The organism is Microcella alkalica (assembly GCF_014595885.1).
Lineage (GTDB): Bacteria > Actinomycetota > Actinomycetes > Actinomycetales > Microbacteriaceae > Microcella > Microcella alkaliphila_B.
In genome coordinates this window covers 692422-716363 of sequence record NZ_JABUKC010000001.1, presented here as the reverse complement: position 1 = coordinate 716363, position 23942 = coordinate 692422, and the positions used below count along the sequence as shown (strand labels likewise).

Annotated in this window: 20 protein-coding genes; 5 read left to right on the top strand and 15 right to left on the bottom strand. The window is 72.8% G+C overall.

Features of this window, described 5'->3' with window-relative positions; translation table 11 throughout:
* The first annotated feature begins 16 nt into the window (after positions 1–16).
* Positions 17–454, top strand: a complete 438-nt coding sequence (locus tag ID804_RS03445) for a VOC family protein (protein ID WP_169077527.1) — start codon at positions 17–19, stop codon at positions 452–454.
* Between the two features lie 39 nt (positions 455–493).
* Here the strand turns inward: ID804_RS03445 and ID804_RS03440 are convergent, their stop codons facing one another.
* A complete protein-coding gene (locus ID804_RS03440) occupies positions 494–4213 on the bottom strand; it encodes a chromosome segregation SMC family protein (protein WP_169077526.1) in 3720 nt (1239 codons plus the stop codon).
* 117 nt (positions 4214–4330) lie between these two features.
* Between ID804_RS03440 and ID804_RS03435 the strand changes: the two genes are divergently transcribed.
* Complete coding sequence (locus ID804_RS03435; protein ID WP_169077525.1) at positions 4331–5404, top strand: GNAT family N-acetyltransferase; 1074 nt, start codon at positions 4331–4333, stop codon at positions 5402–5404.
* 406 nt (positions 5405–5810) lie between these two features.
* Here ID804_RS03435 and mutM read toward each other — a convergent pair whose 3' ends face one another.
* The 13 genes from mutM to ID804_RS03370 form a co-directional block, all read right to left on the bottom strand.
* Positions 5811–6761, bottom strand: a complete 951-nt coding sequence (gene mutM, locus ID804_RS03430) for a bifunctional DNA-formamidopyrimidine glycosylase/DNA-(apurinic or apyrimidinic site) lyase (RefSeq protein WP_169077524.1) — start codon at positions 6759–6761, stop codon at positions 5811–5813.
* Positions 6761–7513: a ribonuclease III gene (gene rnc / locus ID804_RS03425; RefSeq protein ID WP_169077523.1), complete on the bottom strand. Its 753-nt coding sequence runs from the start codon at positions 7511–7513 to the stop codon at positions 6761–6763. Before rnc ends, mutM begins: the two co-directional genes overlap by 1 nt.
* A gap of 1 nt (position 7514) precedes the next feature.
* Positions 7515–7718: a 50S ribosomal protein L32 gene (rpmF, locus tag ID804_RS03420; protein ID WP_055856078.1), complete on the bottom strand. Its 204-nt coding sequence runs from the start codon at positions 7716–7718 to the stop codon at positions 7515–7517.
* 44 nt (positions 7719–7762) lie between these two features.
* Positions 7763–8290, bottom strand: coding sequence for a YceD family protein (locus tag ID804_RS03415; RefSeq protein WP_169077522.1), 528 nt, complete (start codon positions 8288–8290; stop codon positions 7763–7765).
* A 74-nt stretch (positions 8291–8364) separates the two neighbouring features.
* Positions 8365–9732, bottom strand: a complete 1368-nt coding sequence (locus ID804_RS03410) for an aspartate aminotransferase family protein (RefSeq protein ID WP_169077521.1) — start codon at positions 9730–9732, stop codon at positions 8365–8367.
* A 41-nt stretch (positions 9733–9773) separates the two neighbouring features.
* Complete coding sequence (locus ID804_RS03405) at positions 9774–11003, bottom strand: FAD-binding domain-containing protein (RefSeq protein ID WP_169077520.1); 1230 nt, start codon at positions 11001–11003, stop codon at positions 9774–9776.
* Positions 11004–11100: 97 nt separating this feature from the next.
* The gene (locus tag ID804_RS03400) at positions 11101–12249 is read right to left on the bottom strand and encodes an ABC transporter substrate-binding protein (protein WP_169077519.1); all 1149 of its coding nucleotides are present in this window, start codon (positions 12247–12249) and stop codon (positions 11101–11103) included.
* A 101-nt stretch (positions 12250–12350) separates the two neighbouring features.
* Positions 12351–13127, bottom strand: a complete 777-nt coding sequence (locus ID804_RS03395; protein ID WP_169077518.1) for an ABC transporter permease — start codon at positions 13125–13127, stop codon at positions 12351–12353.
* On the bottom strand, positions 13124–13957 hold the full coding sequence (locus ID804_RS03390) for an ABC transporter ATP-binding protein (RefSeq protein WP_169077517.1): 834 nt from the start codon (positions 13955–13957) through the stop codon (positions 13124–13126). Before ID804_RS03390 ends, ID804_RS03395 begins: the two co-directional genes overlap by 4 nt.
* The gene (locus tag ID804_RS03385; protein WP_396789711.1) at positions 13954–14877 is read right to left on the bottom strand and encodes an ABC transporter permease; all 924 of its coding nucleotides are present in this window, start codon (positions 14875–14877) and stop codon (positions 13954–13956) included. Before ID804_RS03385 ends, ID804_RS03390 begins: the two co-directional genes overlap by 4 nt.
* A complete protein-coding gene (locus ID804_RS03380) occupies positions 14874–15890 on the bottom strand; it encodes a TIGR03842 family LLM class F420-dependent oxidoreductase (protein ID WP_169077516.1) in 1017 nt (338 codons plus the stop codon). Before ID804_RS03380 ends, ID804_RS03385 begins: the two co-directional genes overlap by 4 nt.
* A 27-nt stretch (positions 15891–15917) precedes the next feature.
* A complete protein-coding gene (gene hydA / locus ID804_RS03375; RefSeq protein ID WP_169077515.1) occupies positions 15918–17381 on the bottom strand; it encodes a dihydropyrimidinase in 1464 nt (487 codons plus the stop codon).
* An 11-nt stretch (positions 17382–17392) separates the two neighbouring features.
* Positions 17393–18241 carry a nitrilase-related carbon-nitrogen hydrolase gene (locus tag ID804_RS03370; protein WP_169077514.1) on the bottom strand — a complete coding sequence of 283 codons (849 nt, stop codon included), beginning with the start codon at positions 18239–18241 and terminating at the stop codon, positions 17393–17395.
* A 196-nt stretch (positions 18242–18437) separates the two neighbouring features.
* Between ID804_RS03370 and cofD the strand changes: the two genes are divergently transcribed.
* Positions 18438–19475 carry a 2-phospho-L-lactate transferase gene (gene cofD / locus ID804_RS03365; protein WP_169077513.1) on the top strand — a complete coding sequence of 346 codons (1038 nt, stop codon included), beginning with the start codon at positions 18438–18440 and terminating at the stop codon, positions 19473–19475.
* The gene (locus ID804_RS03360) at positions 19472–20155 is read left to right on the top strand and encodes an HAD-IA family hydrolase (protein WP_317451150.1); all 684 of its coding nucleotides are present in this window, start codon (positions 19472–19474) and stop codon (positions 20153–20155) included. Before cofD ends, ID804_RS03360 begins: the two co-directional genes overlap by 4 nt.
* Here the strand turns inward: ID804_RS03360 and ID804_RS03355 are convergent.
* On the bottom strand, positions 20095–20628 hold the full coding sequence (locus ID804_RS03355; RefSeq protein ID WP_169077512.1) for a type IV toxin-antitoxin system AbiEi family antitoxin domain-containing protein: 534 nt from the start codon (positions 20626–20628) through the stop codon (positions 20095–20097). The two genes, ID804_RS03360 and ID804_RS03355, sit on opposite strands and share 61 nt — an antisense overlap.
* Positions 20629–21309: 681 nt before the next feature.
* On the opposite strand from ID804_RS03355, the gene ID804_RS03350 reads away from it, so the two are divergent.
* A complete protein-coding gene (locus ID804_RS03350; RefSeq protein ID WP_317451149.1) occupies positions 21310–23931 on the top strand; it encodes a bifunctional FO biosynthesis protein CofGH in 2622 nt (873 codons plus the stop codon).
* Positions 23932–23942: the final 11 nt, after the last annotated feature.

The following is a 23942-nucleotide window of genomic DNA, read 5'->3' as shown; positions in this document are numbered from 1 at the left end:
GGTCTAGCATCCGACCATGCCCATCAGGTTCGAGAACGTCGGGATCGCCGTTCGCGACATCGACCAGGCCATCGCGTTCTTCACCGACCTCGGGCTGATGGTGGTGGGGCGCGACGAGGTCAGCGGCGAGTGGGCCGACACGGCCGTCGGGCTCGACGGCAACCACGCGCGCATCGCCATGCTGCGGACGCCCGGGGGCGACGGCCAGATCGAGCTGTTCGAGTACCTGCACCCCGAGGCGATCGAGACCGATCCGACGCTGCCGAACGAGATCGGGATGCACCGGGTCGCCTTCTCGGTCGACGACCTCGACGCCGCCCTCGCGACCGCCGCGCGACACGGGTTCCACCCCCTGCGCGGCGTCGCCGACTACCAGGGCGCGGTGAAGCTCACCTACGTGCGGGGGCCGAGCGGGATCATCGTCATGCTGGCCCAGTGGCTCACCACCGGCTGACGCGCCGAGTCGCGCCCGCGAGCACGGCAACTGCGCGGATCAGCTCGCAGCGGCCTCGGGCGCCTGCACACGCTGGCCGACGACGGCGCTCACGCCGTCCTGCCGCATGCTCACGCCGTAGAGGGCGTCGGCGATCTCCATCGTGCGCTTCTGGTGCGTGATGATGATGAGCTGCGAGTTCTCGCGCAGGTCGCGGAAGATCGTCAGCAGGCGGCCGAGGTTCGCGTCGTCGAGGGCGGCCTCGACCTCGTCCATGATGTAGAACGGGCTCGGCCGGGCCTTGAAGATCGCGATGAGCAGCGCGACCGCCGCGAGCGAGCGCTCGCCGCCCGACAGCAGACTCAGGCGCTCGATCTTCTTGCCGGCGGGCTTGACCGTCACCTCGATGCCCGTCGTGAGCATGTTCTCCGGGTCGGTCAGCAGCAGCTGCCCCGTGCCGCCCGGGAACAGGATCGGGAAGACGCGGTCGAAGGCCTCCTTCGTGTCGGCGAAGGCGGCGGCGAAGATGTGCTGCATCGTCTCGTCGAGCTCGTCGATGATCGCGAGCAGGTCGCGGCGCGTGTTGGCGAGGTCGGTGAGCTGCTCGCTGAGGAACTTGTGGCGCTGCTCGAGCGCGGCGAACTCCTCGAGCGCGAGCGGGTTCACGCGGCCGAGCTGGCTGAGCTTGCGCTCGGCGCGGGCCAGGCGCGCCTGCTGCTCGGCGCGCACGAAGGGCCGACCCGCGGGGGCCTCGGCAGTCTCGGCCGCCGCGCCCGCGCCGGGCTGCGCGAGCGGGTGCGCGCGGCCCTCGGCGACGAGCTCGGCGACGCGGGCCGACTCCTCGTCGCTCGTCGGGTCGAAGAGCGGAGCATCCGGGTCGGGGTTCACGCGCGAGGCGGCCTCGGCGGCAACCGCGTCGGCGACCGCGCGAGCGGCCGCGGTCAGGTCGTCGTCGTCGGGCACCGGCACGGCGGGGCCGTACTCGGCGACGAGCACCTCCTCGACGAGACCGAGCTCGTCGCCCGCGCGCTCGAGCAGTTGCGAGAGGTGCAGCTTCTTCTCGTAGATCTGCAGCTCGAGGCCGTGCACGTTCTCGGTGATCGCGTGCAGGCGCTCGCGCAGCTGCGACTCGGTGCGGCGCAGCTCGACGAGCTCCTCGTTCTGCTGGGCGCGCGCGGCCTCGGCGGCGTGCAGGGCGACGCGCGCCTCGGCGACCGAGCGGTCGACGGCGTTCAGCACGGCCGGCAGCGCGTCGGCGACCACCGCGGCGCGCTCGACCTGGCGTTGCCGCAGCACGGCGCGGCGCGCGGCATCCTCGGCCGCGGCGCGCTCGGCCTCGCGGCGGCGCTCGAGCTGCACGGCCTTCTCGCGCTCGGCGCGCACGCGCTCGCGCGCGGTCTCGAGCTCGATGCGGCGCTCCATTTCGGTCGCGCGCGCCCGCTCGAGCTCGGCGACCAGGCCGTCGCGGGCGCTCGCGTCGAGCATCGGGCGCGGGCGGGCCGCGAAATCGGCGTGGGCGCTCTCAGCGCGCGCGACGCCCGACTCGGCCTCGCGAACGACCTCCTGCGCCTTCTCGAGCGAGGTCGCCAGGCGCGCGGCCTCCGCCTCGGCCGCCTCGGCCTGGGCGCGAGCGCGCGAGACCTGCTCGCTGCGTGCGGCGCGCTGGGCATCCTGGTCGCGCACGGCGGCGAGCGCCTCGGTCGCCGCGCGCTTCGCGTCGGCGAGGGCGGTGCGCGAGGTGTCAAGGGCGAAGCGGGCGCGCTCGATGCCCGTCGTCACCTCGGCGAGACGGTCGGCTGCGGCGTCGCGCTCGGCGGCGAGCTCGAGGCGGCTGCGACCGGCGCCCGAGCCGCCGCGCAGCACGCTGCGGGTGAGCACGTCGCCGTCGCGCGTGACGATGCTGACCGAGTCGGTGACGGCGCCGAGGCGCTCGATCGCGGGCCACGCGGCGCGCGCCGCGGCGAGGTCGTCGGCGATGAGGGTGCGGGCGAGCAAGTCGGCGACGCCGGGCGGGGCGGTGACGATGTCGACGGCGGGCGTGAGGCCGCTCGTCGAGCGCAGGCCGAGACCCTCGGCGGGTGCGCCGCGCAGCTCGGCGAGCACGACCTCGACGCGGCCGGCCTCCGCCTCGCGCGCGCGGTCGAGCGCCGCGAGCCCGGCGTCGAGGTCGTCGACGAGCACCGCCTCGGCGAGGCTGCCGAGCGCCGCCGCGATCGCGGCCTCGAAACCGGGCTTGACCTGCAGGTGGTCGGCGACGAGACCGCGCACGCCCTCCGAGCCCATGAGACCCGTGGCGCCGTCACCCGAGTCGATCGCCTGCGAGAGGGCGCTCACGCGGGCGGCGAGAGCGTCGCGCTCGCGCTCCAGGGCGTGCAGGGCATCCCGCTCGCCGTCGATCGTCGTCGTGAGCTGCGCGACGCGCGCGTCGGCCGTGGCGAGCGCCGCATCCAGCTCGGCGTCGGCCTCGTCGCCGCCGTCGAGCTCGGGCAGGGCGGCGAGCTCGGCGCGCGTCGACTCCTGGCGGGCGAGCGCCGCCTCGAGCGCGTTCTGCTGGCGCAGCAGCTCGCCGCGCGCGGCGGCGAGGGTCGAGCGGGCGACGTCGACGCGGCTCGCGAGGCCCGCGAGCTCGAGGTCGTGCTGCGAGACGAGCGCCGACTGCGCGGCGATCTCCTCGTCGAGCGAGTCGAGCGCGGCGCGTGAGGTCGCGGTGCGGGCGGCCGCCTCGCCGACGGCGCGCTCGACGTCGGCGACGCCGGCCTGCAGCGCCTCGGCCTCGGCGAGCGCCTCGTCGACCATCGCCTGCGTCACCGTCGACTGCATGCCGGGCAGCTCGGCCTGCTGGCTCAGCAGCGTGAGCTTCTGCTGGGCGAGCGTGCTGAGCGAGCGCACGCGCTCCTGCATCTGCTCGAGCCCGTGGGCGATGCGGCGCGCCTCGTCGACGGCGTCGCCCACCATCTGGCTCTCGATGCGCGCGACGCGCAATCGGGCCTGGTCGAGCTGCTCCTGCACGACGATGCGCTCGCTCGTGCGCTCGCTCTCGCTGCGCTGGTGGTCGGCGAGCGCGGTGCGCAGCGAGACCACCTCGTCGGCCAGCAGTCGAGCGCGGGCATCCCGCACGATCGCGGCGGTCGTCTGCGCCTCACGCGCGATCTCCGCCTGCCGACCCAGCGGGGTCAGCTGACGGCGGATCTCGCCGGCCAGGTCGTTCAAGCGCGTCAGGTTCGCCTGCATCGCCTCGAGCTTGCGCACCGTCTTCTCCTTGCGGCGGCGGTGCTTGAGGATGCCGGCGGCCTCCTCGATGAAGCCGCGTCGCTCCTCCGGGCTCGCGTGCAGCACGGCGTCGAGCTGACCCTGGCCGACGATGACGTGCATCTCGCGGCCGAGACCGGAGTCGCTCAGCAGCTCCTGCACGTCGAGCAGACGGCAGGCGGTGCCGTTGATTGCGTACTCGCTGCCGCCGTTGCGGAACAGCGTGCGCGAGATCGTCACCTCGGTGTACTCGATCGGCAGCGCGCCGTCGCTGTTGTCGATCGTCAGCTGCACCTCGGCACGGCCGAGCGGCCCGCGCGTGGCGGTGCCGGCGAAGATGACGTCCTCCATCTTGCCGCCGCGCAGCGTCTTCGCGCCCTGCTCGCCCATGACCCAGGCGAGGGCGTCGACGACGTTCGACTTGCCCGAGCCGTTCGGCCCGACGACGCACGTGACGCCCGGCTCGAACTGGAAGGTGGTCGGCTGCGCGAACGACTTGAAGCCCTTGAGCGTGAGGCTCTTCAGGTGCACGCGCAGCTCCTTCCGCGGGCGAGGGGTCGGGGTGGACTGCGCCTACCGTACCGGGTCGCGGGCGGCTAGTCTGGCGGGCTGGCCGCGCGCCCGCGCACTGCGAGAGGAGGGCATCCGATGCCCGAGATCACGATCACCGAGGTGACGATCCCTGCGAGCCTCGACGCCGCCGACGCAGCCGAGTTCATCGCCTGCGTCGACGTGCGCAACGCTGTCAACGAGCACGACTCCGGCACCGACGAGCTCAGCTACACCGCCGAGGAGCTGCTGCCGGGCTGGCGCAAGACCACCTTCGAGCCCAAGCGCCTGTTCGCGGCGCGCCTCGACGGCCGTCTCGTCGCGCGCGCCATCTACGAGACGCGCACCGAGGAGGCCGCCGACACCGCGTGGCTGGGCGTCGAAGTGCTGCCGGATGCGCGGGGCGCCGGTGTCGGCGCCGCCCTCGCCGCGCACCTCGAGACGATCGCCCGCGCCGACGGCCGCACCCGCGCGATCGTCTATGCGCCGTCGTGGAAGCGCGGCGGCATCCGCATCCCCTCCCCCACGGGCTTCGGCTCGGTGCCCGCCGGCACGCCCGAGGTGCGACTGCTGCAGTCGCTCGGCTACCGGCTCGAGCAGGTCGAGCGCGGCAGCCGCCTGCCGCTGCCGCTCGCCGCCTCAGTGCTCGCCTCGGTGCGCGAGGCGTCGCGCGCCGCCGCGGGGGCCGACTACCGCGTGCACACCTGGGCGGGGCCGACGCCGCCCGAATGGCGGGAGGACATCGCGCACCTGCTCACCCGCATGAGCACCGACGCGCCCAGCGCGGGACTCGAGGAGCCGGAGGACGTCTGGACCGTCGAGCGGCTGCTCGAAGACGAAGCGCTCGAGGCCGCGAGCCCGCGCACCCCGGTCGTCGCCGCCGCCGAGCACGTGCCCTCGGGGCAGCTGGTGGGCTTCACCGAGTTCACCGTGCCGGCCGAGCGCTCGCGGCCCGTCAACCAGGAGGACACGATCGTGCTGCGCGAGCACCGCGGGCACCGCCTGGGCATGCTGCTGAAGGCCGAGAACCTGCGGTTCCTCGACGAGGTGTCGCCCGGGCATCCGGCGATCATCACCTACAACGCCGAAGAGAACCGGCACATGCTCTCGGTCAACGAGGCGCTCGGCTTCGTGCCGTTCGTGTATGAGGGCGCCTGGCGGAAGGACCTGTAGCGACGCGCGTCGGCGGATGCCCGCACTCGCGCGCCGCCGCGCGAGTGAGCCGAGAAGTGGCATGTGTGCCGGAATATTCGGGCTCAGGTGCCACTTCTCGGCTCAGGCGCCGGCTGAGGCGTCGGCGGTCGCCCGCCGCGGGTCGCCCGCCGCGGCTCGTCCAGCGATGGTCGTGGCGCGCTGGTCGTGCGGCGACCATCGCCCCGAACGGCGTCGCCCGCGTCACCGACGGCGTCTGTCGGTCAGCTGTTGCGGTCGCATGCGCATCGGGCAGCAACAACTGACCGAGAGACCGCGCGTGAGCACTTTGGGCAGCGTGACGAGAGGACAATGCGCGGGGAGAGTGGGGCGGCGACGTGGGCCGAGCGGCGGATGCCCGCCTCACGCCGAGCGGCGGATGCCCGGCTCAGGCCGCAGCCGCGGCGCGCAGCCGCTGGCAGCGCGGGCAGAAGTGCGAGCCGCGGTTCATGAACTGCTCGCGCACGATGAGCCGCCCGCACCGCGAGCACGGCGAGCCGTGCTGGCCGTAGGCGCGCAGCGAGTGGCTGAAGTACCCGGAGGCGCCGTTGACGTTGACGTACTGCGCGTCGAACGAGGTGCCGCCCTCCTCGAGCGCGCGCCGCAGCACGATGCGCACCTCGCCGAGCAGCTCGCGCGCCTTGCGCGTCGAGATCGACCACGTCGGCTGGTCGTAGTGCAGGCGCGCCGCCCACAGCGACTCGTCGGCGTAGATGTTGCCGATGCCGCTCACGAGCCCCTGGTCGAGCAGCGCGCGCTTGATGCCGGTGCGGCGCCCGCGCAGCGCGGCGAGGAAGCGCGCCTCGTCGAACGCGGGGTCGAGCGGGTCGCGCGCGATGTGCGCGACCTGGCCCGGCACGAGCGGCAGCGCGCTGCCGTAGCCGCCGGCGGCGCCGTCGCCGGTCGGCTGCAGGGCGTCGATCGCCATCGACCCGAAGATGCGCTGGTCGACGAAGTCGACGCGCAGGGCTCCGTGCTGCGGATGCTCGATGCCGAGCACGATGCGCGTCAGCGGTGCCACCTCGGCGTCGACGCCGCGCAGCAGCACCTGCCCGCTCATGCCCAGGTGCACCACCACGGCCTCGACCGGGTCGCTGAACGCACCGGTCTGGCCGGCGGGGGCCGCGTCGCCGACGGCCACGGGCATCCACAGGAACTTGCCGCGCCGCACCGCGGCGTCGATGCGGGCACCGGTCAGGCGGTCGACGAAGTCCTCGGCCGGCCCGTCGTGGCGGCGCAGCGAGCGCTCGTCGAGCACGCGCACGCTCGTGACGGTGGCACCGGTGACGGCGGGGGCGAGGCCGTGGCGCACGACCTCGACTTCGGGCAGCTCGGGCATCAGGCCGAGGTGCGACCCTGCAGCGACTGCCAGGCGGCGAGAGCGGCGGCCATCTCGGCCTGCTTCTTGCTCGTGCCCTCGCCGGAGGCGACCGCCTCGCCCGAGAGCAGCACGGTCGCGGTGAAGCGCTTGGAGTGGTCGGGGCCGGTGTCGCTGAGCTCGTAGACGGGCAGGCCGTGCCCGAGCTGCGCGGCGAGCTCCTGCAGCGAGGTCTTCGGATCCATGGCGGCACCGAAGCGGGCCGGGTCGGCGACGAGCGGGGCGACGAGGCGCAGCACGAGCTCGGTGGCGGCGTCGTCGCCGCAGTCGAGGAAGGTCGCGCCGATGATCGCCTCGAGCGTGTCGGCGAGGATCGACGACTTGTCGCGGCCGCCGGTGAGCTCCTCGCCCTTGCCGAGCTTGAGGTGGTCGCCGAGCCCGATCGTGCGGGCCACCTCGCTGAGCGCCGCCGCCGACACGAGCGAGGCGCGCCGCTTGGCGAGGTCGCCCTCGTCGAGGTCCGGGAACCGCGTGTAGAGCATGACCGTGACGGCCTGCCCGAGGATGGCGTCGCCGAGGAACTCGAGGCGCTCGTTGTTCGCCGCCCCGCCGTTCTCGTACGCCCACGACCGGTGGGTGAGCGCGAGCTCGAGAAGGGCGGGGTCGATAACGACGCCGAGCGCTCGGGCGAGCGCCGAACGATCCGGCGCGCTCGCACGAGCGCTCGTGGGCGTGAGCGTGCGCCTCGAGGGAGACGACGCGGCCTGGGTCACCTTAGACGTCAGCGACCTTGCGGCCCTTGTACTCGAGGAACAGCGGGGTGCCCGCCGAGTCCTCGACCACGCGGGCGCGGTGCGGCAGGCTGTAGACGACCTTGCCGTTCTCGATGGTCTTGACGAGGGTGGGAACCTCCGCCTTCCACTGCGAGCGGCGCGCGTGGGTGTTGGCGCGCGACTTCTTCCGCTTGGGAACAGCCATGATCTCTTCTCTCTCTCGTGTCGGCGCGCAGCGGCGCCGGAGTCTCAGTCGGTGGTCTCGGTGGTCTCTGTCGCAAAGCCTTGCAGGGCGGCCCAGCGCGGGTCGATGACCTCGCGCGGCTTCCGCTCCGGGTGGTCGGCCAGTCGCTCGCCGGTCTCGGGGTCGAGACCGGGGCAGTCAGGTCGGCACACCGGCTGGAACGGCAGCGACAGCACTACCGCATCCCGAACAACCGGTTCACAATCCACGTGGTTGTCGTGAACCGTGTAGTCGAAGGCGTCGTCAGGAGAATACGCGAAAACCTCCTGGAATGCGACGTCGACGGGCAGCTCGACGCGGTCGAGGCAGCGCACGCACTCGCCGACGGCGGTCGTCGTGACGTGGCCCGAGACCAGGATGCCCTCGTGCAGCCCCTCGAAGCGCGCGTCGAGCGTGAGGGGCGTGCCGGCGGGCACGGTCGCCACGGAGGCTCCGAGCTGCTCGGGCACGTCGAAGCTGCGCGACGTCTCGCGCATCTCTCCGGCTCGGTGCCAGAGGTCGCGCACGTCGAAGCGGTAGGGCGAGGAAGGCATAACGCTCCATTCTCGCATGACGAGGGGCGAGCATCCGCCTGATGGATGCCCGCCCCTCGCCAAGGGTGCGGCGACTAGCCCGCCGCCACCGCCGACAGCGCCTCGTCGATCGCCGCGAGGCCGCGCGCGACCTCGTCGGGGGTGATGATGCACGGCGGCACGACGTGCAGTCGGTTGTCGGCCGCGAACGGCAGCACGCGACGCGCCATGAGCTCGGCCTTGAGCGTCGCGATGACGCTCGCCGGCACGGGCTCGCGCGTGGCGCGGTCGGTGACGAGGTCGAGCGCCCAGAACACGCCGAGGCCGCGCACGTCGCCGATGATCTCGTGCTTCTCGGCGAGCGCCCGCAGGCCGGGGCCCAGGTGCTGCTCGCCGATCATCTTCGCGTTCTCGACGATGCCCTCGTCGGTCATCGCGTCGATCGAGGCGACGATCGACGCCATGGCGAGCGGGTGGCCCGAGTAGGTGAGTCCGCCGGGGAAGACGCGCTCGTCGAACGCCGCCGCGATCTCCGGCGAGATGACGACGCCGCCGACCGGCACGTAGCCGGAGTTGACGCCCTTGGCGAAGGCGATGAGGTCGGGCACGACGCCGGTCGGGTTGACCGACTCGCCCTGCCAGGCGAACCACTCGCCGGTGCGGCCGAAGCCCGCCATGACCTCGTCGGCGATCCAGACGATGCCGTACCGGTCGCACAGTTCGCGCACGCCAGCGAGGTACCCGGCCGGCGGGGCGAAGATGCCCGCCGTGCCCGGCACCGACTCGAGCACGATCGCCGCGATCGTGTCGGCGCCCTCGGCCTGGATGGTGCGCTCGAGGTGCTGCAGGGCGCGCTCGCACTCCTCCGCCTCGGTCGTGGCGTGGAACTCGCTGCGGTACAGGAACGGCCCGAACACGCGCAGGTGGCCCCACGCGTACTCGTTGGGCATGCGGCGCCAGTCGCCGGTCGCGGCGATCGCGGCGCCCGTGTTGCCGTGGTAGCTGCGGTAGGTCGAGATGACCTTGTGCTTGCGAGTGGTGAGGCGCGCCATGCGGATGGCGTTCTCGATGGCGTCGGCGCCGCCGTTGGTGAAGAAGACCTTCGCGAAGCCGGGGCCGGCCTTCTCGACGATGCGCTTCGCGGCCTCGCCGCGGGCGAGGTTGCCGTGCGCGGGCGCGACGGTCGCGAGCTCGGCGGCCTGGCGCTGGATCGCCTCGACGACCTTCGGGTGCGAGTGGCCGATGTTGGTGTTGACGAGCTGGCTCGAGAGGTCGAGGTAGCGCTCGCCGTCGTGCGTCCACACCTCGCTGCCGGCGGCGCCGGCGATGACGAAGGGGTTGAGGGTGGCCTGCGCGCTCCAGGAGTGGAAGACGTACTGGCGATCGAGCTCGAGGGCCCGGGCGCCGTCGGCCGGGTCGAGGTCGGGCTGGGTGAGGGGCGACCGGTGCAGAGTGTCGGTCATCGGTTATCGGTCCTTGTGTCGGAGGGACGGGATGTCGCTCATTATCCCCGGTCGAGGCCGATTCGCTGCGTGCGCAGCAGAGCAGGGATGCGCTCCTTGAAGGGGAAGAACCCGCGCGTCGCGTGCGGCCAGGCGAGGGCATCCCACTCGCGCAGCGCCGTCGCGAGCGGCAGGCCCTCGGTCGCGAGATCCGCGCTGGCCCGGTCGAGCGGGTCGCGGGTCGGGCCGACGGGCGCATACGGGGTGACGACAGCGGTCGCGCGGTGCTCGCGCGCGGCCGCGGCGATGACGGATGCCTCGAGCCCGTCGAGCGCGATCGCCGGCACTGCGAGGGCGCGCGCGGCGCGATCGCGGCCGTCGTCGAGCGCCTGCGCGGTGAACCGTGCCGGCCCTTCGGCCGTCGCCGCGACCGGTGAGCGCCGCTCCCCCGCGGTCGGCGCCGCGACCGCGACGACCTCGGCGCCCGCGGCGGCGATCGCCGGCAGCAGGCTCTCGGCGTGCAGATCGTCCTCGTGCAGCAGCAGCACGACGCGCCCGCTCGGCAGCGGCGTCGGCGTCGGCGCGGGCGCCGCGGGCGGCACCGGGTCGTCGTCGGGCACGATCGCCTCGGTCGCGAGCCCGCGCGGCCGGTAGCGGCCGTCGGTGTACCGGGCGATGTTGTCGGCGGTCGCGAGGTAGGTCTTGCCCGCGGTCTGCAGGCCCGCGACCCAGCGCCAGCTGAGCGTGTTCGAGGCCGGGTCGCCGTCGAGCAGATGGCGCAGAAAGAGGTCGGCGCCGAGCTGCCACGGCAGGCGCAGGGTGAACAGCCAGATGCTCGCGAACCACATGCGCGCGTGGTTGTGCAGGTAGCCGGTCTCGACGAGCTCGCGCGCCCAGTCGTCGAAGCCGTCGATGCCGGTGCGGCCGGCGATCGCGTCGTCGTAGCGCGAGCGGGCGTCGGCGTTGAGGCCCGCGAGCACGGGCTCGAGGCCCGCCCAGTAGCGGCCCCAGACGCTCGGCCGCAGCTCGAGCCAGCCCTTCCAGTAGGTGCGCCACAGCACCTCCTGCACGAACTTCTCCGCGGCCTGCGGCGAGTGCCGCGCGAGCACCGCCTCGACGACCTCTCGCTCGGTCACGAGCCGGTGCCGCACCCACGGCGCGAGCGTCGAGACGTTCGCGCGGTCGCCCGGGCCGCGGTCGTGGTTGCGCTCGGCGGCGTAGGCGCGGCCAGCTCGGGGCACGAAGTCGGCGAGCCGTGCGAGGCCCGCGGCGCGCGTGGCGTCGATCGTCATGCCGCCATCGTGGGGCCTGTCGGCTGAGAGCGAGGGGCGAAGAGGGGCGGGATGCTCGGCGCGAGCATCCCGCCCCCGATCGGTCGGCGAGGCCGGGCTAGTTGCCGCCCTCCCTGAGCTCGACCTCGATCGGCTCGAAGGATTCGCCGCGCACGTCGACGCCCTCCTCCTCGAGCTCGGCGAGCGCTCGCTCGATGTACTCGTTGGTCCACACCCCGTCGCCGGGCTCCTCGGTGATGAGGCGCGCGCCGGTCTCGTTGACGGCGATGAGCGCGGCCTCGACCGTGGCGTCGAAGGCGGCCTCGTCGATGTAGCCGATGCCGTTCGGCGCGGGCCAGATGAGCTTGTTCGTCTCGTTGACCATCCAGAGCTCGTGGCTCGGGCCCCAGCCGGAGCCGGCGGCGCCCACAATGTCGGCGGCCTCCTGCGGGTTCTCGGCGGCGTAGACCCAGCCCTTGATGACGGCCTTGAGGAAGGCGACGGTCGTCTCCTGGTACTCCTCGTCGCTCTCGAGGCGCTCGGTGTCGGCCCAGATGGCGTCCTGCAGCATCGCGCCGACCGTGTCCTCGTAGCTGATGACGTTGAGGTCGTCGGGCGTGTACAGCTCACCCGTCTCGGGATTCACCGTCTCGAGCACCTGCGCATACTCGTTGTAGGTCATGGCCTGCGCCGCGTCGATGTCGCCGGCGAGGAAGGCGTTCATGTTGAAGTCCTGCGTGATGATCTCGACAGTCGTCGAGTCCAGGCCCTCCTCGGCCATCGCGGCGAAGATCTCCCATTCGTTGCCGAAGCCCCACGAGCCGATCTTCTTGCCCTCGAAGTCGGCGACCGACTCGATGCCGCTGTCGGCCCACGCGACCTGCAGGGTGCCGGAGCGCTGGAAGATCTGCGCGATGTTCGTGACGTTCGCGCCCGCCTCGATCGAGCCGAGCACCTTCGGCACCCAGGCGATGGCGTAGTCGACGTCGCCGTTGGCGAGGGCGTCCTGCGGCACGATGTCGCCGCCGGAGGGGATGATCTCGACCTCCAGCCCCGCCTCCTCGAAGTAGCCCTGATCCTGCGCGGCGAAGTAGCCGGCGAACTGGCCCTGCGGCAGCCACTGGAGCTGGAGCTTCACCTGCGTGAGCTCGTCGGAGCCTCCTCCGCCGTCGGTGCCGCCGGAGTCGGCGGCGCAGGCGGAGAGGGCGAGCGCGGCGGTCAGGCCGATCGCGCCGATCGTCGCGAGGCGACGGGTGCTGTGGGTCATGTGCTGTCCTTTCGGTGGTTCCCGGGGGTGGTGGTGCGGTGGTGACGCGGGTGGGACGAATGGAGCGGGTGGTGCGGAGAGGTGCCGGGGGCGTCTCGGCGTCAACGGCGACGGGAGACGAGGCGCTCGATGGCGAGCGCGACGAGGTAGAACACGAGCCCGAGCACGATCGCCGCGACGACGTAGGCCCATGCGCGGGCGTAGGCGCTCGAGGCGGCCGAGGTCGAAATGAGGCCGCCCAGGCCCCCGCGCGGGCCGCCGAAGTACTCGGCGACGAGCGCCGAGATGACGGCGAGCGAGGAGGCGAGGCGGATGCCCGTGAACGTGAACGGCGCGGCCGTGCGCAGCGTGATGGTGCGCATCGTCTGCCACGGCGACGCGGCGTAGACGCGCATGAGGTCGCGGTGCACGGGCCGGGTCTGCCGCAGCCCGCGCGCGGTGTTGATGAAGACGGGCACGAAGGCGGCGAGCGCGGCGATGAGCTGCCGCCCGGTCTGCGCGTCGGCGCCGAATGCCGAGTTGAGCACGGGGGCGAGGGCCACGATGGGCACGACCGAGAGCGCCGCGACGACGGGGGCGAGCATCCCGTCGACGAGGCGCGTGGCGGAGGCCAGGAGCGCCCCGACGATGCCGAGCAGTGTGCCGACGAGCAGGCCGACGAGCGCATTGAGCCCCGTGAGCCCCGCGGCGCTCAGCATCGAGGGCAGGAACTCGGCGATCTCCTGCCCGATCGCGAGCGGGCTCGGCAGCAGGTAGGCCTCGATGAGCCCGCTGCCGGCGAGCAGCTGCCAGAGCGCGACGACGACGACGCCGAGCACGATCGGCGCGCCGACGCGCTCGGCGGTGCTCGCCTCGCGCCCGATCGCCGCGGAGCTCATCGCGTCTCGACCCCGCGCGCACCGGTCACGGGGGCGCCGTGCAGCGCCTCGCGGACGGCCGTGATCATCTCGAAGAACGCCGCGTCCTCGCGGATGTCCTCCGCGCGGTCGGCGCTGCGCCCCAGGTTCATCGGCACGATCGCCGAGATGCGGCCGGGCCGCGGCGACATCACGACGACCCGGTCGCTGAGGTACACCGCCTCCGGGATGGAGTGGGTCACGAACACCACGGCGGCGCGAGTCTCGGCCGCGATGCGCAGCAGCTCCGCCTGCAGGTACTCGCGCGTCATCTCGTCGAGCGCGCCGAAGGGCTCGTCCATGAGCAGCAGCGCGGGCTTCTCGGCGAGCGCCCGCGCGATCGCGACGCGCTGCTGCATGCCGCCGGAGAGGTGGTCCGGGTACTGCTGCGCGAAGTCGCCGAGCCCGACGAGCTCGATGAGCTCGTCGACGCGCGCCGCGCGCTCGGCGGCACCGACGCCGTGCAGCTCGAGCGGCAGGGCGATGTTGGCGGCGACCGTGCGCCACGGCAGCAGCCCGGCCTGCTGGAAGGCGATGCCGTACCGCTGATCGAGGCGAGCCTGGTGCGCGCTCGTGCCGAACACCTCGACCGTGCCGCTCGTGGGCGAGTCGAGGTCGGCGATGAGGCGCAGCAGGGTCGACTTGCCGCACCCGGAGGGGCCGATGAGCGAGACGAACTCGCCGGGCGCGACGTCGAGGTCGATGCCGGTGAGCGCGACGACTTCGCCGCGCTTGGTCGCGAACACCTTGTCGGCGCCGCGCACGCTCACGGCGCTCGCGGTCGCTGCCGTGCCTGCTGGGGTAGTGGTCATGCGGTCGCCTCCGCGCGTCGGTAGTTCCGGAAGATGAGGCCGAGGATCGCCACGGAGCCCGCTGCGACGAGCCCGAGCACGATCGCGCCGCCGATGGGCGCCCACGCCTTCGCCGGGTCGCCGCTGGCCTGGCCGGCGTACTGGATGATGAGGCGCCCCAGCCCGCCCTGCAGGCCCGTCGAGACCTCGGCGACGATCGCGCCGACCACGGCGTTGGCCGCGGCGAGGCGCAGCGCGGGCAGCAGGTACGGCACCGCGGCGGGCAGCCGCACACTGCGCAGCGTCGCCCACCAGCCCACCGAGTAGGTGCGCAGCAGCTCGAGGTGGATCGCGTCGGGCGCCTGCAGCCCACGCAGGGCGCCGACCGCGACGGGGAAGAACGCCAGGTAGCTCGCGATGACGGCGACGCTCATCCAGTCCTGCCACTCGAAGGCGCCGATCTCGATGCGCGCGCCCCAGCTGCGCACGAGCGGCGCGAAGGCGATGAGCGGCACCGTCTGGCTCAGCACGATCCACGGCAGCATCGCCGACTCGGCCAGGCGCCAGCGCTGCATGACGAGCGCGAGCGCGATGCCGATGACGACGCCGACGACCCACCCGGCCGCAGCGATGCCGAGCGTGAGGGCGGCGGCGAGCACGATCTCGAGCCACAGCGGCCGAGCCCCGTCGGCCCGTGTCACGGGCTCGGCGAGCCGCGACGCCATCTCCCACAGGTGCGGCATGGCGAGGTCGGTCGTGCGCGGCAGCACGCGCGCCCCGCCGACGACGACGCCGTCCTCCGGCCCGAGGGCCTTGTAGAGCTCCCAGACCAGCCCGAGCACGACGATGCCGAGCAGGCCGTACCCCCACAGTCGCAGGCGCGCACCGCGATCGCGCGCGCGCCGTCGCGGCGGCGTGAGGGCGATCGCGGCGTCGGTCACGCCTTGGCCCGCTTCGCGTCGCGCATCGCGGGGATGATCGTCTCCCCGTACACCCGCAGGGTCTCCTCCTTGTTGTCGTGCTGGAGGTAGCCGGCGAACTGGTCGACGCCGAGCTCGCGCAGGGCCTCGAGCTTCTCGAGGTGATCCTTCGCGGTGCCGAGCACGCAGAACCGGTCGACGATCTCGTCGGGCACGAAGTCGACGTGGTCGTTGCCGGCCTTGCCGTGCGTGTTGTAGTCGTAGCCCTCGCGCCCGGCGATGTAGTCGGTCAGCGCGCGCGGCACGTCGGAGTTCGCGCCGTGCTTGGCGACGATGTCGGCGACGTGGTTGCCGACCATGCCGCCGAACCAGCGCGTCTGGTTGCGCATGTGATCCCAGTCGCTGCCGATGTACATGGGCGCCGCGACGCAGAACTTCACGCTCATCGGGTCGCGCCCGGCATTATCGGCCGCGGTGCGCACGGTCTCGATCATCCACTTCGCGATGTCGAGGTCGGCCAGCTGCAGGATGAAGCCGTCGCCCACCTCCCCGGTGAGCTTGAGCGCCAGGGGTCCGTACGCGGCGACCCACACCTCCAGCTCGCTGCCGTGGCTCCACGGCAGCTGCAGCGTCGCGCCGTGGTACTCGACGGCCCGCGAGTTGCCGAGCTCGCGGATCACGTGGATCGACTCGCGCAGCTCGGCGAGCGTCGTCGGCTTGCCGTTGGTCACGCGCACCGCCGAGTCGCCGCGGCCGATGCCGACGATCGTGCGGTTGCCGTACATCTCGTTGAGGGTCGCGAAGACGCTCGCGGTGACCGTCCAGTCGCGCGTGGCCGGGTTCGTGACGAAGGGCCCGACCTTCACCCGGTGCGTCTGCGCGAGGATCGCCGAGTAGATGACGTACGGCTCCTGCCACAGGATGTGGCTGTCGAAGGTCCACACGTGGCTGAAGCCGTACTGCTCGGCGAGCTTGGCGAGGTGGACGGTGCGGCTGGCGGGCGGGTTGGTCTGCAGGACGGCGCCGAATTCCATGGATGCTCCTCTCGTGCTCGTCGGCGCTCAGACCAGGTACTGGCTCAGGCCGCGGCGCAGGTACTGACCGTGCCCGGCCCGCCCGTGGAAGGCGTCGTTCTGGATGACGACCGAGCCGCGCGAGATCACCGTGTCGACCTTCCCGTCGATCTCGAAGCCCTCCCACGCGGCGTGGTCCATGTTCATGTGGTGCTTCCTGCCGGTGGGGTTGCCGGCCGCGTCGACGGGCATGCCGATCGAGGTGTGGCCGTTCGGGTCGTAGACGACGATGTCGGCGTCGGCCCCGGGCGCGATGACGCCCTTCCTGCCGTAGAGGCCGAACATGCGCGCCGGGGTGGTGCTCGTGATCTCGACCCAGCGCTCGAGCGTGATCTCGCCCGTGACGACGCCCTGGTACATGAGGTCCATCCGGTGCTCGACCGAGCCGATGCCATTCGGGATCTTCGAGAAGTCGCCGAGGCCGAGCTCCTTCTGCCCCTTCATGCAGAACGGGCAGTGGTCGGTCGAGACCATCTGCAGGTCGTTCGTGCGCAGGCTCTGCCACATGTGGTCCTGGTGGCCCTCGGCGCGCGAGCGCAGCGGCGTCGAGCAGACCCACTTCGCGCCCTCGAAGGCGCCGTACTGCTCGCTGACCGCGCCGAGCTGCTCCTCCAGCGACAGGTAGAGGTACTGCGGGCACGTCTCGCCGAACACGTTCTGGCCGCGGTCGCGCGCGGCGGCGAGCTGCTCGACGGCCTGCTTGGCGCTCACGTGCACGACGTAGAGCGGGGCGCCGGTGAGGTGCGCGAGCATGATCGCTCGGTGCGTGGCCTCCTCCTCCATCTGCCAGGCACGGGCGACCCCGTGGTAGTACGGGTCGGTCTTGCCCTGCTCGAGCAGCTGCGCCACGAGCACGTCGATGGCGGGGCCGTTCTCGGCGTGCATCATCGTCATGAGCCCGTGCTCGGCGGCGACCTGCATGGCGCGGAGGATCTGCGCATCGTCGGCGTAGAACACGCCGGGGTACGCCATGAACATCTTGTAGCTCGTGATGCCTTCGTCGACGAGCTTGGGCAGGGCATCCAGCGAATCGGCGTCGACGCCGCCGACGATCTGGTGGAACCCGTAGTCGATCGCGCAGTTGCCGGCCGCTTTCTCGTGCCAGGCGGCGAGCCCGTCGAAGACCTTTTGGCCGGCGGTCTGCACGGCGAAGTCGATGATGCTCGTGGTGCCGCCCCAGGCTGCGGCGATCGTGCCGGTCTCGAAGGTGTCGATCGCGGCGGTGCCGCCGAAGGGCAGCTCCATGTGGGTGTGCGCGTCGATGCCGCCGGGGATCACGTACTTGCCCGTCGCGTCGACGACCGTGTCGACGGATGCGGCCAGGTCGTGCCCGAGCAGGGTCGAGCCGGGGGCGAGCACGGCGACGATGGTCTCGCCGTCGACGAGCACGTCGGCCGCGCCGCGGCCGGTGGCGGAGACGACGGTGCCGCCGCGGATGAGCAGGGTCGACATCTCGGCGCCCCCTACGGCTTCACCGTCGCGGTGTACGAGTCGGGCCGGCGGTCTCGGTAGAACTGCCAGCTGTTGCGCACCTCGCGGATGAGCCCGAGGTCGAGGTCGCGGATGACGATCTCGGTCTGGTCCTGGCTCGCGACGTCGCCGACGTAGTTGCCGCGCGGGTCGACGAAGTACGAGCTGCCGTAGAACGTCACGGCGAGGTCGCCGAACTCGTCGCTCTCGGTGCCGATGCGGTTGTTGGCGCCGATGAAGTACTGGTTCGCGGCGGCCGCGGCGGGCTGCTCGAGCTCCCACAGGCGGTTCGACAGGCCGGGCTTCGTCGCGCTCGGGTTGAACACGAGCTCGGCGCCGCCCAGGCCCAGCTCGCGCCACCCCTCGGGGAAGTGCCGGTCGTAGCAGATGTAGACGCCGACCTTGCCGACGGCGGTGTCGAAGACGGGGTAGCCGAGGTTGCCGGGGCGGAAGTAGAACTTCTCCCAGAAGCGGTCGAGGTTCGGGATGTGGTGCTTGCGGTACTTACCGAGGATGGTGCCGTCGGCGTCGACCACGACGGCGGTGTTGTAGTACACCCCCGGCATGTCCTCCTCGTAGATCGGGAGGACCATCACGATGCCGAGCTCCTTGGCGAGCGCCGCGAAGCGCTGCACGGTGGGCCCGTCGGCGGGCTCGGCGTAGTCGTAGTACTTGGCGTCCTCGATGATGCCGAAGTAGGGGCCGTAGAAGAGCTCCTGGAAGCAGATGATCTGCGCTCCGTCGGCGGCGGCGTCGCGCGCGAGCTGCTCGTGCTTGGCGATCATCGACTCCTTGTCACCCGTCCAGGTGGTCTGAGTGATCGCAGCGCGGATGACTGACATTGATGAAACCCCTTCTCATCGTTGAACTGGGGTCAGTGTGCGGGGCGAGCATTACCGGCTCGTTTCGCTCAATGACGCGTGCGTAAAACCTAGGCCCGCGGATGCGCGCCGGGCCAGAGACGCGCACGAACGAGCACCGCCGCTACGAGCCGCGGCGAGCGCCGACCCCCCAGCGGGGCGCGGATACCGTAGAGCCGTGCGGATCACTGTGCTCGCGGGCGGCGTCGGAGGTGCGCGCTTCGTGCGCGGCGTACGGGAGGAGGTGCGCCGCCACCGGCCGGGAGCATCCGTCGACGTCATCGTCAACACGGGCGACGACTGGTGGCTCGCGGGCTTGCGCATCACCCCCGACCTCGACTCGATGCTGTACACGCTGAGCGGGCAGAACGACGAGCAGCGCGGCTGGGGCCGCGTCGGCGAGAGCGAGCGCGTCTCGGGCGAGCTGCAGGCGTACGGGGTCACGCCGCCGTGGTTCACGCTCGGCGACCTCGACCTCGGCACGCACATCGCCCGCTCGGCGTGGCTGCGCGACGGCCTGACGCCCTCGGAGGTCGTGCGCCGACTGCAGCAGCGCTGGGAGCTCGGCGTCACCCTGCACCCCGCGACCGACGACGAGGTCGACACGCACGTGGTCATCGCCGACCCGGAGGCAGCCGGCGACGACGAGCTCGCGTCGGGCGAGCGCGAGCTGCACTTCCAGGAGTGGTGGACGCGGCATCGGGCGAGCATCCCCGCCCTGCGGTTCCACCAGCACGGCCTGCACCGGGCGATCCCGTCGGTCGGCGCGCTCGACGCCCTGCTCGGCGCCGACGTCGTGCTCGTGGCGCCCTCGAACCCCGTCGTGTCGATCGGCACGATCCTGTCGATCCCCGGCATGGCGCAGGCGGTCACGGCCTCCCCCGGCACCGTCGTGGGCGTGTCGCCGATCATCGCCGGCGCGGCGGTGCGCGGCATGGCCGACGCCTGCCTGCAGGCGATCGGCGTGGCGACGGATGCCGCGGCGGTCGCTCGGCACTACGGCGCTCGGTCGCGAGTCGTGCACGCCGAGTCGGGCGCCCGCGGCCTGCTCGACGGCTGGCTGCTCGCCGAGGAGGACGCCGCGGCGCTCGCCGACGTGGAGGATGCGGGCATCGAGGCGCGCGCGGTGCCGCTGTTGATGCGCGACCTCGACACGGCCGCCGACCTCGCTCGCGACGCGCTCGACTTCGCGCTCGAGCTGCGGAGACGCCCGTGAGCACCGCGGCCTCCCCCTCGCCCGCGCCGACGGCGGCGATCGACGCGGATGCCCTGCTCTTCGACAACGACGGCACCCTCGTCGACACCACCAGCGCCGTCGACCAGGCATGGCGCGACTTCGCGGCGCGCTTCGGCGTCGACCCGGAGGAGGTGCTCTCCGTCGCGCACGGCGTGCGGGCGGAGGAGACGATCCGGCGCTTTCTGCCCGACGGCGACCCCGCCGAGGCGGCCGCCTGGCTCGACGCGCGCGAGCTGGAGCTCGTGCACGAGACCGTGGCGCTGCCGGGGGCGCGTGAGCTGCTGACCCGGCTGACCGAGCTCGGCGCGCCCTGGGCGATCGTGACCTCGGCGAACGCCCTGCTCGTGGGCGCGCGGCTGGAGGCGGCGGGGCTGCCGACGCCGCCCGTGCTCGTGACGGCCGACGACGTGCCCGCGGGCAAGCCCGACCCCGCGTGCTACCTGCTCGCCGCCGCGCAGCTGAACGTCGACCCGGCCCGCTGCGTCGTCGTCGAGGACACCGCGGCGGGGGTGCGCGCGGGCCTCGCGGCGGGCGCCCGGGTCGTCGTGCGCGGTGATGCGGTCGGCCCCGAGACGGCGGGCCTGCACCGGCTCGCCGACTACCGCCGCGCGACGGTGACGCTGCACGAGGAGAGCCCGCGCATCCGCGGCTCGTGGTGAACGACAGGCTGCGCAGCCCTCGGCAGTGAGCGCACGCGCGCTCTGACGGCTCTCGTGCAGCCGCGCGCCTGACGCAGGGCGACGGAGGGCGACACGGCCAGGCGCGAGCCGGAGCACCGGTCGGCGGTGCTCCAGTGCGGAACGACCAGGGTGGCGGCACGCGCCTCGTCGGGGCCTCGTCGGATTCGGTGCGCATCGGCGGCGATCGCGATGTGCAGGCCGAGGGCGGCGTCGTCGTCGTCGGGCGGGAGCATGCCGTGGTGCAGGAGCGCACTCACGCAGGCGAGCGGCCCGCCGGCCGCCCAGGCCGCTCGAGCATCGTCGGGGAGGTCGCTCGAGGCGTACCAGCCGCGACGGATGCGGTCGAGGTCGCCGTACTTGTCGGCGAGCCACAGGTCGGTGGGCGTCCACCCCGCGGCGAGCAGCTCAGCCCGCGACGCGATGCCGCCGTACCGTCGGATCACCGGCTCCATGTTCCATCCCACTGCCACCCTCGGATGCTCATGCACGAGACCGTGCGCACGGGCTCATGCCGGCCGACCCGTGGTCGACGCACGCGCGAGTCGAGCTGGGGAGGAGCGTCGTCGGGCGGTCCCTCGCCTCTCGCGCTGGGGCGGTATCGGCGTGCTGGTCGTGCGACGCAGGCGCCACGCGGCCTGTGCGGGGCTCGCCAGGTCGCCGGTCCAGCCCGCTGGCCCTCGCGCACGGGCGGCGGGCGGCGGGCGGCACCTGGGTGCCACCACGGCACTCTGCGAACGGCGGAAGTTCGCGAAGCCGGCTCGCGATCTTCCGCAATTCGCAGAGTCACCACGCCGGCCCACCGAAGGGGAGCGGAGGGCAGGAGAGGTGGCTGGGATGAGCGGGAAGGTCGGGGCGGGGCGGGGCGGGGCGTGTCAGGCGGATGCTGTACCAGGGCGACACGGGCGGCCGGAACGGGATCCAGCGGCTCGATGCTCGCACGCGCGGCGCGCGGACCGGCGAGCGAGCAGACCCGCGCACTAGGCTGGCCGCACTCACGCAGCGCGCCCGACTTGGGAGTGCTCACCGCGGCGGCACTCGCCCGCCGCACCCTCCGCGGGTCGGCGTGCCCGCGCCCCTCCGCTCGCCACGGCGCCGCACGCGCGCCGCGGGCCGCAGCCGACCACGGAGACCTCGTGACCGACGCAGCGTTCGTGCCCACCGCATCCGCCCTCTCGCGCGCGCTCAAGCGCGCCGAATCGGGGGTGACGCTCGACGCGACCGAGGCCGAGACCCTGCTGCACTGCCGGCACGACGACCTCGACCGCCTGCTCGCGGTCGCCGGACGGGTGCGCGACGCCGGTCTCGAGCGCGCCGGCCGCCCGGACGTCATCACGTACTCGCGGAAGGTGTTCATCCCGCTCACGCACCTGTGCCGCGACCGCTGCCACTACTGCGTCTTCGTGCAGACCCCGAACCAGCTCGCCGCGCAGGGCAAGGCGCCCTTCCTGAGCCCCGACGAGGTGCTCGACATCGCGCGCCAGGGCGCGGCGCTCGGCTGCAAGGAGGCGCTCTTCACCCTCGGCGACCGGCCCGAGGATCGCTGGCCCGCCGCGCGCGAGTGGCTCGACGCGCACGGCTACGACTCGACCATCGACTACCTGCGCGCCGTCGCGATCCGAGTGCTCGAAGAGACGGGGCTGCTGCCGCACCTCAACCCGGGCGTCATGACGTGGGAGGAGATCCAGCGCCTCAAGCCCGTCGCGCCGAGCATGGGCATGATGCTCGAGACGACCTCGCGGCGCCTGTTCGAGACGCGCGGCCTCGCCCACTTCGGCAGCCCCGATAAGGACCCGGATGTTCGGCTGCGCGTGCTCGAAGACGCGGGCCGCTCCTCCGTGCCGTTCACCTCCGGCCTGCTGCTCGGCATCGGCGAGACCTACGCCGAGCGCGTCGACGGCCTCTTCGCCCTGCGCGCCACCTCGCGGCGCTTCGGGGCGATCCAGGAGGTCATCATCCAGAACTTCCGCGCCAAGCCCCGCACGGCCATGCGCGCCGCCGACGACCTCGACCTGCAGGAGTACATCGCCGCCGTCGCCGTCGCCCGCCTCGTGCTCGGCCCGGGCGCGCGCCTGCAGGCACCGCCGAACCTCACCGACGCCGAGGAGCTCGGCCTGCTGATCCGCGCCGGCATCGACGACTGGGGCGGCGTGAGCCCGCTCACCCCCGACCACGTCAACCCCGAGCGGCCCTGGCCGCAGATCGACGAGCTCGCGCGCCTCACCGCGCTCTCGGGCTTCACCCTGCGCGAGCGCCTCACCGCGCACCCCCACTACGTGCGCGCCGAGGAGCCCTGGCTCGACCCGCGCGTCCTCCCCCACGTGCGCGCCCTCGCCGCCCCCGACGGCCTCGCCGACGAGTCGGCGCTGCCCGTCGGCCTGCCGTGGCAGGAGCCCGACCCCGACTGGGCCGGCTCCGGACGCGTCGACCTGCACACCGCGATCGACACCGAGGGCCGGCGCACCGAGACCCGCAGCGACATCGACGACGTGTACGGCGACTGGCAGGCGCTGCGCGAAGCCGTCGGCGACACGACGAGGCCGCACCGGGCATCCCTCGCGATCTCGACAGGCGTGCGCGCGGCGCTCATGAGGGCGGCGGATGCTCCCGCCGGGCTCAGCGACGCCGACTACCTCACCCTGCTCGACGCCGACGGCGCCGACCTCGACGCGCTCGCGTCGCTCGCCGACGACGTGCGCCGCGACACGGTCGGCGACCGCATCGGCTACGTCGTCAATCGCAACATCAACTTCACCAACGTCTGCTACACCGGCTGCCGGTTCTGCGCCTTCGCCCAGCGGCGCACCGACGCCGACGCGTACACGCTGTCGATGCAGCAGGTCGGCGACCGCGTCGACGAGGCGTGGCAGCTGGGGGCGACCGAGATCTGCATGCAGGGCGGCATCCACCCCGACCTGCCGGGCACCGCTTACGCCGACCTCGCGCGCGAGGTCAAGCGGCGTCGGCCGGGCATCCACCTGCACGCCTTCAGCCCCATGGAGATCGTCAACGGCGCCAGCCGCACCGGGCTGTCGTACGAGGAGTTCCTGCGGTCGCTGCAGGAGGCCGGGCTCGACACGATCCCCGGCACGGCAGCCGAGATCCTCGACGACGAGGTGCGCTGGGTGCTCACCAAGGGCAAGCTGCCCGCGTCGACCTGGATCGACATCGTCTCCACCGCGCACCGCCTCGGCATCCTCTCGTCGAGCACCATGATGTACGGGCACGTCGACAACCCGACGCACTGGGTCGGCCACCTGCGCACCCTCGCCGGCATCCAGGACACCACGGGCGGCTTCACCGAGTTCGTGCTGCTGCCGTTCGTGCACGCCAACTCGCCCGTCTACCTCGCCGGTGTCGCACGCCCCGGCCCGACCGCGCAGGAGAACCGCGCCGTGCACGCCGTCGCGCGCCTCATGCTGCACGGGCGCATCGACCACATCCAGACCTCGTGGGTCAAGCTCGGCACCACCGGCACGCAGCTCATGCTGCAGGGCGGGGCCGACGACGTCGGCGGCACCCTCATGGAGGAGACCATCAGCCGCATGGCCGGCGCCGACCACGGCTCGGAGAAGACCGTCGCCGAGCTCGAGGCGCTCGCCGCCGGCATCGGACGCGAGGCGTGGCAGCGCACGACGACGTACGGCGAGCCGAGCGAGGAGCGCCGCGCCGCAGCCCAGGCGCACCGCGAGCAGGGCTACGCCGCCACCGGGCGACGCCTCTCGCTCACGATCACCGAGGTGCGCGCCGGCGCGTAGGCGCCGCCGAG